Origin of the sequence: Acinetobacter sp. SM1B, assembly GCF_003289665.1 — a bacterium.
Taxonomy (GTDB): Bacteria; Pseudomonadota; Gammaproteobacteria; order Pseudomonadales; family Moraxellaceae; genus Acinetobacter; species Acinetobacter schindleri.
This window is the reverse complement of record NZ_QMBM01000001.1, coordinates 1,618,280-1,633,383: the sequence shown is the minus strand read 5'-3', so window position 1 is coordinate 1,633,383 and position 15,104 is coordinate 1,618,280. Positions and strand designations below refer to the sequence as shown.

At 41.4% G+C, this 15,104-nt stretch carries 17 protein-coding genes and 2 tRNA genes; 8 read left to right on the top strand and 11 right to left on the bottom strand.

The genetic code is table 11. The annotated features are described in order from the left end of the window. Positions 1–2: 2 nt before the first annotated feature. Together pdxJ and C8322_RS07865 are read left to right on the top strand one after the other, a co-directional pair. A complete protein-coding gene (pdxJ, locus tag C8322_RS07870; RefSeq protein WP_004815207.1) occupies positions 3–728 on the top strand; it encodes a pyridoxine 5'-phosphate synthase in 726 nt (241 codons plus the stop codon). A gap of 12 nt (positions 729–740) precedes the next feature. Beyond that, positions 741–1,394: a tRNA-(ms[2]io[6]A)-hydroxylase gene (locus C8322_RS07865; protein WP_004815212.1), complete on the top strand. Its 654-nt coding sequence runs from the start codon at positions 741–743 to the stop codon at positions 1,392–1,394. Positions 1,395–1,739: 345 nt separating this feature from the next. Here the strand turns inward: C8322_RS07865 and C8322_RS07860 are convergent. Next, positions 1,740–1,815, bottom strand: a tRNA-Asn gene (locus tag C8322_RS07860). 236 nt (positions 1,816–2,051) lie between these two features. Between C8322_RS07860 and C8322_RS07855 the strand changes: the two genes are divergently transcribed. Next, positions 2,052–2,495: a hypothetical protein gene (locus C8322_RS07855; protein WP_004815214.1), complete on the top strand. Its 444-nt coding sequence runs from the start codon at positions 2,052–2,054 to the stop codon at positions 2,493–2,495. Between the two features lie 22 nt (positions 2,496–2,517). Here C8322_RS07855 and C8322_RS07850 read toward each other — a convergent pair whose 3' ends face one another. Further along, positions 2,518–2,949 carry a PaaI family thioesterase gene (locus tag C8322_RS07850; protein WP_004815217.1) on the bottom strand — a complete coding sequence of 144 codons (432 nt, stop codon included), beginning with the start codon at positions 2,947–2,949 and terminating at the stop codon, positions 2,518–2,520. Positions 2,950–3,103: 154 nt separating this feature from the next. Between C8322_RS07850 and C8322_RS07845 the strand changes: the two genes are divergently transcribed. Then, positions 3,104–3,514 (top strand): GFA family protein, encoded by a 411-nt coding sequence (locus tag C8322_RS07845; protein ID WP_004815218.1) that lies wholly within the window; start codon positions 3,104–3,106, stop codon positions 3,512–3,514. Positions 3,515–3,621: 107 nt separating this feature from the next. Here C8322_RS07845 and C8322_RS07840 read toward each other — a convergent pair whose 3' ends face one another. Both C8322_RS07840 and map read right to left on the bottom strand, forming a co-directional pair. Next, complete coding sequence (locus C8322_RS07840; protein ID WP_004815219.1) at positions 3,622–4,857, bottom strand: pyridoxal phosphate-dependent aminotransferase; 1,236 nt, start codon at positions 4,855–4,857, stop codon at positions 3,622–3,624. A 254-nt stretch (positions 4,858–5,111) separates the two neighbouring features. After that, positions 5,112–5,939, bottom strand: a complete 828-nt coding sequence (gene map / locus C8322_RS07835; protein WP_004815220.1) for a type I methionyl aminopeptidase — start codon at positions 5,937–5,939, stop codon at positions 5,112–5,114. A gap of 208 nt (positions 5,940–6,147) precedes the next feature. Between map and rpsB the strand changes: the two genes are divergently transcribed. From rpsB to C8322_RS07820, 3 genes are all read left to right on the top strand, one after another. After that, on the top strand, positions 6,148–6,894 hold the full coding sequence (rpsB, locus tag C8322_RS07830; protein ID WP_004815222.1) for a 30S ribosomal protein S2: 747 nt from the start codon (positions 6,148–6,150) through the stop codon (positions 6,892–6,894). Between the two features lie 141 nt (positions 6,895–7,035). Beyond that, a complete protein-coding gene (gene tsf / locus C8322_RS07825) occupies positions 7,036–7,914 on the top strand; it encodes a translation elongation factor Ts (RefSeq protein WP_004815225.1) in 879 nt (292 codons plus the stop codon). An 84-nt stretch (positions 7,915–7,998) separates the two neighbouring features. Beyond that, entirely contained in the window at positions 7,999–8,508 is a 510-nt protein-coding gene (locus tag C8322_RS07820) for a DUF3465 domain-containing protein (protein WP_004815227.1), read from the top strand. Positions 8,509–8,541: 33 nt separating this feature from the next. Here the strand turns inward: C8322_RS07820 and C8322_RS07815 are convergent, their stop codons facing one another. From C8322_RS07815 to C8322_RS07785, 7 genes are all read right to left on the bottom strand, one after another. After that, positions 8,542–8,997 carry a DUF962 domain-containing protein gene (locus C8322_RS07815; RefSeq protein WP_004815228.1) on the bottom strand — a complete coding sequence of 152 codons (456 nt, stop codon included), beginning with the start codon at positions 8,995–8,997 and terminating at the stop codon, positions 8,542–8,544. A 230-nt stretch (positions 8,998–9,227) separates the two neighbouring features. After that, positions 9,228–9,839 carry a septal ring lytic transglycosylase RlpA family protein gene (locus C8322_RS07810; RefSeq protein ID WP_004815231.1) on the bottom strand — a complete coding sequence of 204 codons (612 nt, stop codon included), beginning with the start codon at positions 9,837–9,839 and terminating at the stop codon, positions 9,228–9,230. A gap of 288 nt (positions 9,840–10,127) precedes the next feature. Beyond that, the gene (gene mltB, locus C8322_RS07805) at positions 10,128–11,129 is read right to left on the bottom strand and encodes a lytic murein transglycosylase B (RefSeq protein ID WP_004815232.1); all 1,002 of its coding nucleotides are present in this window, start codon (positions 11,127–11,129) and stop codon (positions 10,128–10,130) included. A 295-nt stretch (positions 11,130–11,424) separates the two neighbouring features. Beyond that, on the bottom strand, positions 11,425–12,075 hold the full coding sequence (locus tag C8322_RS07800; protein WP_004815234.1) for a hypothetical protein: 651 nt from the start codon (positions 12,073–12,075) through the stop codon (positions 11,425–11,427). Between the two features lie 19 nt (positions 12,076–12,094). Further along, positions 12,095–12,910: an NADPH-dependent 7-cyano-7-deazaguanine reductase QueF gene (gene queF, locus C8322_RS07795; RefSeq protein ID WP_004815235.1), complete on the bottom strand. Its 816-nt coding sequence runs from the start codon at positions 12,908–12,910 to the stop codon at positions 12,095–12,097. After that, positions 12,910–13,683, bottom strand: a complete 774-nt coding sequence (locus tag C8322_RS07790) for an ABC transporter permease (RefSeq protein WP_004815236.1) — start codon at positions 13,681–13,683, stop codon at positions 12,910–12,912. Before C8322_RS07790 ends, queF begins: the two co-directional genes overlap by 1 nt. After that, entirely contained in the window at positions 13,680–14,615 is a 936-nt protein-coding gene (locus tag C8322_RS07785; protein WP_004815237.1) for an ABC transporter ATP-binding protein, read from the bottom strand. The genes C8322_RS07790 and C8322_RS07785 overlap by 4 nt, the downstream gene beginning before the upstream one ends. A gap of 189 nt (positions 14,616–14,804) precedes the next feature. Here C8322_RS07785 and C8322_RS07780 point away from each other — a divergent pair. Beyond that, positions 14,805–14,880 (top strand) — tRNA-Arg (locus C8322_RS07780). Positions 14,881–15,104 lie beyond the last annotated feature (224 nt).

The window sequence follows — 15,104 nt, the reverse complement described above, 5'->3', positions numbered from 1 at the left end:
TTATGGCTGCATTACTTGGTGTCAATATTGACCATGTCGCAACTTTAAGACAAGCACGTGGTACGACGTACCCAGACCCAGTCAATGCTGCATTGATCTGCGAACAGGCGGGTGCAGAGGGCATTACCTTGCATTTACGTGAAGACCGTCGTCATATCCAGGATGATGATGTACGTCGTATGCGTCCGGTATTGACCACGCATATGAATCTGGAAATGGCTGTGACTGATGAAATGGTGGCTTTTGCTAAAGAAATTCAGCCGCAGCATGTCTGTTTCGTGCCTGAAAAACGTCAGGAAGTCACTACTGAAGGCGGTCTGGATGTGGTTGGTCATTTTGAAGATGTAAAGAAGGCTACTCAAGAACTGTCTGCGATTGGCTGTGATGTGTCACTATTTATTGATGCTGACTTTGCCCAGATTGATGCTGCGGTCGCGTGTGGTGCACCAACGATTGAAATCCATACCGGTGCTTATGCGGATGCTGAAACACCTGAAGCACAAAAAGCTGAACTAGAGCGCATTATCAAAGGGGCAGAATATGCTGCTTCTAAAGGTCTGGTGGTAAATGCCGGGCATGGTCTGAATCTGGATAATGTCACTCCAATCGCTGCGATTCCACAAATTCATGAATTAAACATTGGTCACTCGATTATTGCAGATGCAGTTTTTGTTGGTCTGGCACAAGCTGTACAACAAATGAAGGCTGCAATTAAAGCTGCACGTTAAGATTGAAAAGTTATGTCGAATATTGATTATGATGAACTCATGAAACCAGTCATTGGTTTTCTGGGTTGTGAAACTCCTAAAGCCTGGCTTGATGAAGCCTTACAGAATCTGGAGATCCTGATGCAGGATCATGCCAACTGTGAGAAGAAAGCTGCCAGTACTGCAATGAACCTGATGTTTCGTTATAGCTTTTTCGTAGACTTACAGGTAAAGCTGGCACAGCTGGTACGCGAAGAAATGCTGCACTATGAACAGGTGCTGGAATTCATGAACAAGCGTGGTCAGCAGTGGACTGGTCTCAGTGCAGGACGCTATGCCGGCGGCTTACGCAAAGAGATCCGTACTTATGAGCCGGAAGCGCTGATTGATGTGTTAGTCATTGGTGCTTTTGTAGAAGCTCGCTCTTGTGAGCGATTCTATGCACTGGCACCGTATGTGGATGAAGAACTTGGGCGTTATTACCGTTACCTGCTCAAATCCGAATCTCGCCATTTTGAGGACTATCTAGCACTCGCTATGGATGTAGCGAAAACAGCAAAACTGAAAAATCCAAAAGAAGATATTCAGGCACGTATTGAACATATCAGAGAAGTGGAAAAAAATCTGATTTTAAGCCCTGATGATATGTTTCGCTTCCATAGTGGTGTGCCAATAAAAGTTGCCTAAAGCATCCTTAAAAAAATCCTCCAAAATGGGGGATTTTTTTATATTTTTCGAAAGTAAAGCTGAGCGTCTTTTAAGTTTGAAAAATAGCCTAAGCAATTTTAAATATCTACTATTACTCTGTCGATTGAAAGGCAACTCTACTTAGGGATATATTAAATATTAATTGTTAAAAAAATGTACGAGTTAAAAATAAAATCCTTCATATCTGATGGAAGTATGGTTATCAATCACGATCATTCTAATTTCATGGAGGAAAGAGAAGGGGGAGATGAAAAGTTTTTATGTGAATAAAGCTTAAAGCAATAAAAAAAGCCCAAGTCTAAAATGCTTGGGCTTTCTTGAATTTGGCTCTCCCACCTGGGCTCGAACCAGGGACCTGCGGATTAACAGTCCGTCGCTCTACCGACTGAGCTATGGGAGAATCTGAATGCGATTATAGAGGGATTTTGACAGGGGTCAAGCAAAAACTTCTATATTTATTGCAAATATAGTTTGTCTGATTTTAATTTAGACAATCAAATTTAAAATTCAAAAAAAGCTTGTCAGCGCATAAGCGAATTGCTAAATTGAAAATATAAAGTCGTTTGACCAGATGGTCAAACAGTGTGGATTTAAACCTACTTGCCAGCACAAAAATGGCTAAACCGGAGAAAGCGAATGAATACGCTCACTATCCCTCAAATTTTCGCCCAACTGTCTTTCTATCAAGAAAACTACCTTGATATTATTCAAGATTTTACCCAATATTTTACTCCTGTTCATGGCGCTGAAATCCGTTTATGGCCCTTAGCTGCAAAACAGTTGTATTTGGGTGACTTGTTACAATTGTGGTTTGCAGAAAAATGGCTGGTTGAGAAGGAACGCCTATTTAGCTTTGAAGTATTCCTGAATGCGCCTGAAATACAGCCAAAAGATCTGTTTATTTATGCTATTTCGGGCAATCTCATTACGGGTTCAAATCAGTCTAAAGTTTGGCAGACATCTACTGCACAGACTCAAGAATTAAGTCTGGCGAATGTCTCTAGACATTATTTTGAGTATCAGGCTTTGACTCAACCAAAAGCTGTTCAAGCACCACAGGCGAAGTGGGGTATGCTTTAAGCCTTTCCTAAACTAGAAGTTTTTAACGAAAAATCATACAGGTGGCTGTTGCATGAGCATAAAGCTTGCCATCTTCATCGATAATTTTTCCTTCTGAGATTGCAAGATTTTTGCTGGTATTAATGAGTTGACCAATAGCCGTCAATGGTCTGTTTTGGGGAATGGGGCGACACATTTTAATATTGAGATCAATCGTGCCATATCCTGCGCCTGCTTCTAAAACGGTATGAATTGCACAGCCTGTTACGGTGTCCAGTACTGTTGCAGCAAAGCCCCCGTGTACACCGCCTAAAGGATTTAAATGGTGTTGATCTGCCTGCACCTCAAACGTTACCTGACCACTTTCAATTAAAGTAGGTTTCATGGGAATGGTTGTTGCCATAGAAGGCATCGGCAGGTTGCCATTACACATTTCTTGCATAATCTGTAAACCTGATAGATTCTTGATATCCATTGCTTGCTCTTGTTATTTTAGATTTTGGAATGATCTTTAAATTCTAGATGGATGGAGGCTCAGGCATCAATTAAAAATTGTATGATTGGAGTATGCAGGGTTTATACCTTGGCTTAAAAATAAATATAAAAAATAAGTTCAATGAGGAATACTGATGAAAGCAAGATGTTTATGTGGTGCGACTCAGTTTGAAGTACAACTCAGGAATCATGAAGTTGCTGCCTGTCATTGCTCGATGTGTCGCCGCCAGACCAGTGGGCCATTAATGGCTATTGATATCGAAGAGATTCATTTTGTCGATCAGCAGTATTTATCTGTTTTTAACTCTTCAGAATGGGCGGAGCGCGGCTTTTGTAGTGTTTGTGGTACTTTTATTTTTTGGCGAACCAAAGATCACTCATTTGCCAATATCAATGTTTTTACATTGGAGGAATTACCTGATGATCTGGATTTTAATCTGGAGATTTATGTGGATCATCAGCCAGCCTTCTATTTATTTAATAATCAAACCCAAAAAATGACTGAAGCTGAAGTCATCGAGATGTTTAATTCGGATCGCTCATAATTTTAGTTTTGAAAGTGCAAAATTTAAGGTTAAATTTAAAGAGAACAAATAAAAAAACCCGCGATAAACGCGGGTTTCTTATTTAAAAACTTGAGAAAGTCTCTAAATTATTTAGCAGCTTTTTCAGCTTCGATAGAAGCAATCGCAGCATCTACGCCTTCGATTGAATCAGCAGCTTTCTTGATACGAGCAAGTGCATCAACCAGTACTTCGTCAGCAGTTGCGTAAGAGATACGCATGAAGCCGCCTAGACCGAATGCATCACCAGGAACGACTGCAACACCAGTTTCTTCCAGTAACCAAGCAGAGAATTCTGTGCAAGATTTAAGACCTTTGGCACGAATCAATGGTTTGATGTTTGCATATGCATAGAATGCACCGTCCGCAGGTAGGCAAGAAATACCATTGATATCATTTAAGCCTTTTACAACCAGGTCATGACGACGTTTGAATGCTTCAATCATTGGCTCAAGTACGTCTTGAGGACCATTCAATGCAGCTTCCGCAGCAACTTGTGAAATAGAAGTCGGGTTAGAAGTTGATTGAGACTGGATTTTCTTCATTGCGCCAATCAGTTTCGCAGGACCAGCTGCATAGCCGATACGCCAACCAGTCATTGCATAGGCTTTAGACACACCATTTAATACGATTGTACGGTCATAAAGGTCTGGAGCAACAGTTGCGATATTGTAGAACTCGTCATCCCAACGGATTGGTTCATACATGTCATCAGATGCGATATACACTTCTGGATATTTACGCAGTACTGCAGCTAAGGCTTCTAGTTCAGCTTTCGTATAGATCATGCCAGTCGGGTTAGAAGGGCTGTTCAATACCACTAGACGAGTTTTGTCAGTAATCGCCGCTTCTAATTGTTCAGGAGTAATTTTGAAACGTTGTTCTTCACCACATTTCACAATAACAGGAACACCTTCAGCAATGATCACCATATCAGGGTAGCTTACCCAGAATGGTGCAGGGATGATGACTTCATCACCTTTGTTTAACAAGGCAAGTGCCAGGTTAAAGAATGATTGCTTGCCACCACAAGAAACCAGGATCTGGTTTGCTGCATAGTCAAGGTTGTTGTCACGTTTGAATTTGGCAATAATGGCTTTTTTAAGACCTGGCGTACCGTCTACAGCGGTGTATTTGGTGAAACCGTTGTTAATCGCTGCAATTGCTGCATCTTTGATGTGTTGTGGTGTATCAAAATCTGGTTCACCTGCACCCAAGCCAATTACGTTATGACCAGCAGCTTTAAGTTCAGCAGCTTTGTTAGTCACAGCAAGCGTTGGGGACGGTTTGATGGCATTTACACGATCAGAGAGACGTACGTCCACGGCGGTATTCCTTCTTATAGGGATTAAAAAATAAAAAGCACAATATCTTAGCCTATATTGGTGCACATTAGGCAAAAGAATTTATAAAACTTTACGGAAAAAGTGTTTTGATAGCCGAAGTTTATCTTGAACTTCGATGTTAAGGCGCAGTAACTAAAGGCTTTCAGGCTAAACTTGAAATCTATAAAATATGTGAAATATAAAATAAAAAAGGCTACCTGTGGGTAACCTTTTTTGTGCGCTTCCTGTAAGGATTATGCCGTAAAACGTAACAAATCTTCTTCAGGGCGGGCAGTCAGGACTTCTACGCCATGTTTTGTTACTAAAAGAGTATGCTCATATTGCGCAGATAATTTGTGATCCTTGGTCACAACCGTCCACTTGTCACCCAGCAATTTGGTTTGCCAAACACCTGCATTGACCATTGGTTCAATCGTAAATGTCATACCTTCTTCTAAGATCATACCGGTATTTGGCTGGCCATAATGCAGCACCTGCGGTTCGTCATGGAAAGTGGTGCCGATGCCATGACCACAGTATTCACGTACTACGCTAAAACGTTCAGATTCCACATATTTTTGGATCGCATGACCGATATCACCCATGGTTGCACCTGGCTTAACTACTGCGATACCACAATACATCGCTTCTTGAGCGACTTTACATAGACGGTTCGCCAGAATAGAAGTTTCACCCCCCACGATGTACATCATGTTGGTATCGCCATGAAAACCATCTTTGATGACAGTCACGTCAATATTAAGAATATCGCCTTTTTTCAAGATCTTGCCTTCAGAGGGAATACCGTGACAGACCACATGGTTGACTGATGTACAGATCGTATGCTGGAAAGCAGGACGGCCTGGTGCTGCGCCATAGCCCAGACATGCTGGAATCGCATTCTGTACATTTACAATATAGTCATGACAAATCGTATCCAATTCAAGCGTTGATACACCTGGTTTGATATGCGGTTTGATCATATCCAAAACTTCTGCCGCCAGTCGTCCAGCTACACGCATCTTTTCGATATCTTCAGCGGATTTAATTAAACGACGGGGAGCTTGATAAGTAGTGTTCATGATCTCTAAAAACTTTTGGAAATTTGTGTGCGACTATGGTATAAATAGCCGCCCATTTTATCAAATGCTTTTTCGTGAATATATTTGCGTAGCTTGATGAATGGTGTATTAAAAATCCGCACATATATCGTCACATTACTCTGGGTGCCCGCAAGGGTGGAGAATGCGGATATATGGAGGCCTAACCCAAATCTTTAAGGTAAAGAAAATGGCAGATTACAACGTAAGCATGCGCGACCTTCTACAAGCTGGCGCGCACTTTGGTCACCAAACTCGTTTCTGGAACCCAAAAATGCGTCAATATATCTTTGGCGCGCGTAACAAAATTCACATCATCAACCTTGAGCACACTGTTCCTGCGTTAAATGATGCTTTGAACTTTGCTAACCAATTGGCTAGCAAAAAGAACAAAGTTTTGTTCGTTGGTACTAAACGTGCAGCTTCTGCAATCATCCGTGAGCAAGCTCAACGCGCTGGTCAACCATACGTTGATCACCGTTGGTTAGGTGGTATGTTGACTAACTGGAAAACTCTTCGTCAGTCAATCAACCGTCTAAAAGACCTTCAAACTCAATCTCAAGACGGTACTTTCGCTAAGCTGACTAAACGTGAAGCTCTTGAGCGTACTCGTGAGATGGACAAACTTGAACGCGGTCTTGGCGGCGTTAAAAACATGGGTGGTTTACCTGACGCACTATTCGTAATCGACGTTGATCACGAAGCAATTGCAATCAAAGAAGCTAAAAACCTTGGTATTCCTGTAATCGGTATCGTTGATACAAACTCTAACCCAGACAACGTAGATTACGTTATTCCGGGTAACGACGATGCGATCCGTGCAGTTACTCTTTATGCTTCTGCTATGGCTGACGCGATTCTTGCTGGTAAAGAATATGCTCAATCACAAGCAAATGCACAAGCTAAAGCAGAAGAAGCTCCAGCTTCTGAGGCTTAATGCGTTAGACGCTAGCTTGTCATTTTTGCGACACGTGATGGTGGCAAAGTAAGCGTCGTGTATGCAGGCGGCCCATGAGAATCCTCTGGGCCGTTTCTGTTCTATAAAGAATTCATTTTCTACCGAATTTAGGAGATAAACATGACTGCAGTTACAGCAAGCATGGTTAAAGAATTGCGTGATCGTACAGGTCTTGCAATGATGGAATGTAAAAAAGCTTTGACAGAAGCTGGTGGTGACATCGAACTTGCGATCGATAACCTGCGTAAATCTGGTCAAGCAAAAGCAGCTAAAAAAGCTGGTAACATTGCTGCTGACGGCGCGATCACGATCGCTCAGGAAGGCAACAAAGCAATTCTTTTAGAAGTAAACTGTCAAACTGACTTCGTTGCTAAAGACGAAAACTTTGCTGGTTTCTCTGCTAAAGTTGCTGCTGCTGCTCTTGCTGCTAACGAAACTGATGTTGCTAAAATCGCTGAACTTAAACTTGAAGATGGCGCTACTGTTGAAGAAGCTCGTATCGCGCTTGTTCAAAAAATCGGTGAAAACATCCAAGTACGTCGTGCGAAAATTGTTGAAGGCGAAAACCTTGCAGTTTACAAACACGGTCTTAAGATCGGTGTTGTTGTGTCTTATACAGGTGACGACGCGACTGGTAAAGGTATTGCAATGCACGTTGCTGCGTTCAACCCGGTTGCAGTTTCTGCTGAACAAGTTCCAGCTGAGCTAATCGCGAAAGAAAAAGAAATCGCTGAAGCGAAAGCACTTGAATCTGGCAAACCAGCAAACATCGTTGAGAAGATGGTTGTAGGTTCTGTTGAGAAATACCTGAACGAAGTTGTTCTTGAGCGTCAACAATACGTTATTGACAACGACAAAAAAGTTGCTGAAATCCTTAAAGCAACTGGTACTACAGTTGCTCAATTCACTCGCTTCGAAGTGGGTGAAGGCATCGAGAAGAAAGCTGAAATGAGCTTTGCTGATGAAGTTGCTGCTGCTCAAGCTGCTGCTGCTCAATAATTTTTACCTTTAGGTAAAAGTTAGAAAAGCCCCATTTAATGGGGCTTTTTTTATGATTAAGTCATTACTGATCAGGGGAGAATTATGGTAAATAAAACAAATATAGGGATTGGAGCAGTCATCGTACTATTGGTTGCTGCTTATTTAGGGCTTGATCTGTCTGAGCCCAGGCAACTGACCAATACTTTCACACCTGTACAGGAAGCTACTGAACAACATAAACAGCAGCCTGATCGTGCAAATATTAATACGGTAGATACGGGTACTGCACGTATACAACAGGCTTATCAGCAAAGACAAAGTGATATTCAGGTTCAAGGTGCAGGCGAGGTGATTGCGATATTAAAAGATGATAATGAAGGGTCTCGTCATCAGAAGTTTATTTTAGAACTAAACAATGGCCATACCGTGCTGATCGCTCATAATATTGATCTGGCACCGTGGATTCCAAATATTCAAAAAGGCGACGTGGTCGAATTTTTTGGTGAATATGAATATAGCGAAAAAGGTGGGGTCATTCATTGGACGCATCATGATCCAAGCCGAAAACATGTTGATGGCTGGTTAAAACATCAAGGAAGAACCTATCAATAAGGTCCTTCCCATGAAGGAAAATGAGAAATAGCGCTAAATGCGCTTCATTTCGCTTATTTGGCGACTTTTCCAAAAAGGAATTACTTTGCCTAGATAGGCATCCATGCACCAAATCGGGCCAATAAGAAGGAATTGGAGGTCTTTAAAAAAAGAAGGCTTTTTCCCTTCCACTTTATGGCCATAAAACTGGCCAACCCAGGCAAAAACAAATAGCCCGATATAAAAACCGACGCCAACTGGCAGGATCCAGATCAACCAGGCCATAACTAAAGTCAGTGCTGCCATAGCAACCGCCAATACAATATCAAGACGCGTATAAAAGATCATCGCCAAGACAACCAGTAATGCAGTGAGTAATGCACTGAAGTGAGCAAGAATACCGATAATAGAAAAATAGATGGTGGGAACGCAGACCCAGTGGATCAGCTTGTTAGTCTTGTTCTGATGACTGTCGCTGTATTCATCAAACCATTCCGTTACAGTTTTCATTTTCCACTCCTGCTGCTTCTATTTCTTAAAATATAAAGCAGAACAGGGTGGTGGTCAAAACGCACTCGTCAGGAAGTCAGCTTACTGGAGAAAGACCAATAGACGAGCAGGGTGGATAAGAGCAGTAACAGTACACCTGAAATAAGTTCTAATTTAAGCACAGCAAATCATTCCATAAAAAAAGCCACATTATCTGTGGCTTTTGGTCAAATGCGTTAATAAGCTAAATCTTAAGAGTTTGGCCCTTGTACACGCTCAATACTAACTTTGGCAGTACCCGCATTGGTGATGCCAATTTGCTTGGCTGCACCATAAGATAAATCAAGTACACGGTTGCCATGGAATGGACCACGGTCATTTACTTTCACTACCACACTCTTACCATTGTTCTTGTTAGTCACACGAATGTAACAATTCAATGGGAGGCTACGGTGAGCTGCAGTCATTCCGTTCATGTCGAAAGTTTCGCCGCTAGCCGTTTTACGACCGTGGAACTGACGACCATACCAAGATGCTGTACCAGTTTGGCTGAATTTACGAACTGTGTTGGAAGCAACAGTGTTCAGTTTTTCAATCACTGAAGGCTCATCTTCAGGGATTTCAATTTTAGCTGCAATCGTTTCACGACGAACTTTATCGCCAGAACGCTCAGTGATTGAAAGGCTGTTTAAATTTGTAAAGTTTGAATTGAAGCTTTGAGCTTCACGATTCAGAACACGTGTGGCAACACGCGAACGGTCATTATCATTATTTAATGATGATGACTGGACCAATTCTGCCTGCGACTGCGTCAGTGTGACGGTCGTGGCAATGGCCATTAAGTATTTGATTGAAGAATGCATCGAATCAACTCCTAGCAGCGGGTTCAAAAGGTTAATCTAAAGTGCTGAAAAACCAAGTAAACGAGCCTGATATTTAACTTATGCAACTACATTTGACGAAATGGATAATATTCATGCCGGCAATAGCCTGTCTAGTCTTTAATTAAAATAGTCTTGAAAAGAACGTAAAATAAACAATAATTGGTTAAAAAATAACCATAATTGTAACAAGGTATGAAAAAAGTCCAAAATTTGAACTGTTTCTCATAAATATTTGTTGACTTTTGTGTCTTGCGGTAAATAAGAGTCTTATCGACTCACGATTTCTGTACCTAACAACCACAAAGCAGTGGCGTACATTCGGCTGCGATTATAGGTGGTAATCACCTGAAAATTTGGATAAGTAATATAGTAAATCGGCCCATAATTTTCTTGCAATTGAATGACATTGACCAAATCCAGATCGTCGATTTTTACGATCGGATTCATAGGACTAATTCCTTGAGTTTTTAATACACCATAGGGTGTTGGCTGGGTTAGGTCCTTGGCAATTATTGCATCCGGATTTGAACCAGCATAACGTGCAGGGAAAGCAATTGGCTGGTTGCGTTGCCAGCCATGCTGAGCCAGATAATTGGCAATTGAACCAATAGCGTCCACAGCAGAGTTACGAAGATCAATATGACCATTGCCATCATAGTCGACACCAAACTTGGGAATATTGCTTGGCATAAACTGAGGATAACCGATCGCACCGGCATAAGAACCCACTACGGAGTTGGTTGGCACCCCATCTTTATATGACCAGGCAATCAGAGCAGAAAGCTCATCCTGAAAGTATTCATTGCGGCGATCACCATTAAATCCAAGAGTGGCTAATGCATCACGGGTGATAAAAGAACCTTTGTTGCTACCAAAACCGGTTTCTACTCCCAGAATCCCAAGAATAATCGCCTGTGGTACACCAAACTGCTGTTCAGCACGATTCAGGGTATCGGCATACTGCTGTTTAAAACGCACACCACGCTGAATGGTACTTTCAGCCAGAAAATTGGTTTTATAGCTATACCACGGTTTGCTTTCACCTGGACGACTCATGATGCTCAGCACATTCGGCAAATTGCGTGTACCATTCATGGCCCAGTCAATCTGTTCATTACTTAAACCATACTGTTGCATCGTTTTGATTTTAAAAGCGGAATAAGAAGGATGCGTTTGGAAATCATTGGCTTGGCTAAAACTACTAAAACTTAGTGCAGCGAATACCAGAGAAAGTCGTTTAAGTTTTTTATAAAAATGTAGTTTTAACATCTGACAGTGATTTCCAATTTCATGAATGAGTTGGCAACAGGGGGCATCCTGCACTTCTATTTATGCCCGAAAAAAGAGGCAAAAAATCGATAAAATCTTGTAAACAGAACACAATTGCTCAGGACTATTAAAGATAACATTGACTGGATAATGACATCCAACTGCTTTGACAAAAAGAGACAAAGTATGGCTATTTTTAACGCATTTTTCTTGTGAAGATGCATTTACTGTAACAAGCTATTTCATTGGCAATAAAAAAGCCCGACATCAGCCAGGCTTCTTTTATCAACTTATATTAAGAATAGAACAAAGTATCGTGGTATTCCGCCATTGCCTTTAGTTCATCCTTGTTTAATTTCAGGATGATTTTATCCGCAGCAATGTTGATTGCCTTGATCACTGCAGAAGCACCAATATCCGCCGCTTTACGTTTAATCATGCCCAGATCCAGGGTTTTGTTAAAATCCACCATGAAATGACGCACAGTCGCCTCACCAAACTCCTTATAGAGATTGCTCAAGGTCTGTTTGTCGATTTCATTGCCTGCTTTTACTTCAGCAAACTGGTACTTAAGGTTAGTGACCAGATTGGCATCCAGAGATTCACCGATACGGATGTTGCCTTCAGGATCCTTAAACAGACTGCGTTCAGAAAAGGCAATGGATTCACGTACCACCTCATTGGGAGCTTTGCCCAGTAACTGCTTGAGCAAGACTGTTACCGTGGACTTGATATATCCTGCCAGTTTTTCCGCAGTATCACGCTTATCACTTGCTGGGAACTTGCGTACAAGCTCAGTCAAAATGGCATCAATGATCTCATCATTGATCATTAATGCCGTTTTGTCACGAAGTGGATACAGCGGTTCGCTGGAGTTTTTATTTTTCTGTGCAGTCTGAATTGTATTTAAAAGTTCTGCTGAAGGAATAAATCCAAAAAAAGGCATCGTTAAACCTCAATGTTTCTTATTGTCGCGCTAAACGAATAGGGCGAGGCATCCATGTGAAGTCCGATACACGGCAAGGGTTGATATCCAATCCACCACGGCGTGTATAGGTCGCATATACCATCAGCTTTTCCGGTTTTAGATTTTGCCAGATATCGGCAAATATCTGTTCCACACATTGTTCGTGGAAACCGTTGTGCTGACGATACGAAATAATATAAGCCAATATGCTCTTATAACAAGGTTTTTTACCTTGATAGCGTATAAATACTGTACCCCAGTCTGGTTGTCCAGTGACTGGACAGTTACTTCTTAATAAATGTGAATAAAGCTGAACTTCGACATTTTCATCAATTTTATTATCTAGAGCCAATAACGTCGCATCAGGATGATTTTCCAGACGTTCTGGGATCAGTTCATCCAGGCAGATTCCTTCAGGCTTGGCAATGTCCAGCTCATCTATATGGAACAGATCTAGCTTTACGTCCGCTTCAGCGGCTTTAGATAAATCCTGTTCGACTGTCGCAATAAAAGCTGCTTTAGACTCAAACTTGGCAAAATTCAGACTGTTGAAATACAGCTTAAGAGATTTGGATTCGATCAAATTTGGAGAAGATGCGGGTAAAGTCATTCGACCAATTGCGACCTGTGGTACACCGGCAGCATTTAACCAAGATATTTCAAAAATATGCCACCAGTCCGTACCTTGTTGAATAGCTTCAATATGAGCATATTTCTCACGCGCAGGTGCACGTGAAATTGGGTACAGAATCTCCGGTTGATATTCTGTTGGATAGTTGGTGTCTTTACCAAGAAGAGAATGTTCTACACTCATTATTCACGCATTCCTGAACCACGAGACAATAAATAGTAAGCAATACCGTATAACACAGCACACCAGAAGGTAATCACAGCCAATGAAATGGAAACATTGACATCGCTATGACCTAAAATGCCGAAACGGAATGCGTTCACCATATAGACGATCGGGTTAATTAAAGAGAGATTTTGCCAAAAAGGGCTTAAAACACTGATGGCATAGAATACACCACCTAAATAAGTCAGGGGAGTCAGCACAAAAGTGGGGATAATCGAGATGTCATCAAAGGATTTGGCATATACCGCATTAATAAAGCCACCCAATGAAAACAGTAGCGAAGTAACGAGTACTGTATATATAGTGACGAACCAGTTAGTAATATATAAGTCAGTAAAAAATAGACTCATGCTGGTCACAATAATTGCCACCAAAATACCACGTGCCACGCCACCTAGAACATAGCCCCACAGGATTGCATGTAGCGGTACCGGACTCATAATCAGTTCTTCAATGCTCTTTTGAAATTTAGAGCTAAAGAAGCTGGAAGATACGTTGGCATAACTGTTGGTAATAACCGCCATCATGATCAAACCGGGCACAATGAACTGCATATAGCTAAAGCCGCCCATTTCTCCAATCCGTGAACCCACCAGATTACCAAAAATCACGAAATATAAAGTCATGGTAATGGCAGGTGGAAGTAGGGTTTGGGGCCAGATCCGCATAAAGCGGCGGATTTCTTTATAAATGATGGTATAGAGGGCAACGCCAAGCTGATTTAAATTCATTGCGCAGCTCCATTGAGGTTTTTCTCAACCATTTTCACAAACAATTCTTCAAGACGGTTGGATTTGTTACGCATACTACGTACTTGGATATTCTGTGCTTCGAGTAACTGGAACAGTTCATTCATACTATGTGCTTTATCTAAAGTGACTTCCAATGTCATTGGATCGACCAGATTAAACTTCACCCCTATAATATCGAGCTGGAGAGGTTCGATTGGTTCAGCCAGATCGAAGATAAAGGATTCTTCATTTAGCTGATTGAGGAAGTTCTTCATGGTGGTGTCTTCTTTAATAACACCACGGTCAATGATTGCAATCCGGCGACACAGCATCTCTGCTTCTTCTAAGTAGTGAGTGGTCAGAATGATTGATGTACCTTTATTGTTCATCTCATTCAGAAAGTCCCACATCGAGCGACGCAGCTCGATATCGACACCCGCCGTTGGTTCATCCAGAATTAACAGTTTTGGTTCATGCATCATGGCACGGGCGATCATCAGACGACGTTTCATCCCGCCTGAAAGCATACGTGCCTGTGTAGCGCGTTTTTCCCACAAACCCAGTTTGTTTAAATATTCTTCAGCACGTTCTTGAGCAATTTTCTTTGGAATACCGTAATAACCCGCCTGTGTAACAAGGATGTCGAACGTTTTCTCGAACTGGGAGAAGTTGAATTCTTGTGGTACTACGCCTAAACACTGTTTCGCTTCAGAAGGGTGAGTATCCAAGTTGTGACCAAAAACCTCAACAGTCCCAGAGGTTTTTCTTGTTAAGGAACTAATGATGCCGATGGTTGTAGATTTACCTGCACCATTCGGGCCGAGCAGGGCATAAAACTCACCCTCTGGTACATCCAGATTAATACCTTTTAATGCTTGAAAGCCATTGTGATAGGTCTTTGACAAATCCCTTAAGGTCAATGCATCAGTCATGGAGATCTCAAATGGTGAAAAATTGAGATATTGTGAGTGATCTGTATAAATAAGCCAAGTGATTGAGTGGGAATTCTTTTATAAAGGTGTGAGAAGATTGTTCAAAGCGTAGTCACTAAAATTACTAGCTTATATATAGTTGTTTACCTTATGCGATTTTTTGTTATGATGTGCGCACTCCTCATATAAGCGCTCATAGCTCAACTGGATAGAGTACAGGTCTCCGAAGCCTGTGGCGTGGGTTCGAGTCCCGCTGAGCGCACCATTTCCTTATTCCATCACATCCGACTTAATTTTAATATTATTAAAAATTAATAATTTATATCTGTCTATTGTCCGATAATATTCGAAGGTGTTTTAGGATGCCGCAAATTTTTATGGTAATTTTTTGCGGTACCTCCTGTTTCTTGAAAAAAATGTATTGTAAAAAGATGCCTAAATTATTAGACCTCTTTCATAAATCATTTTTTGCTCAGTTCCAAGTTGTAG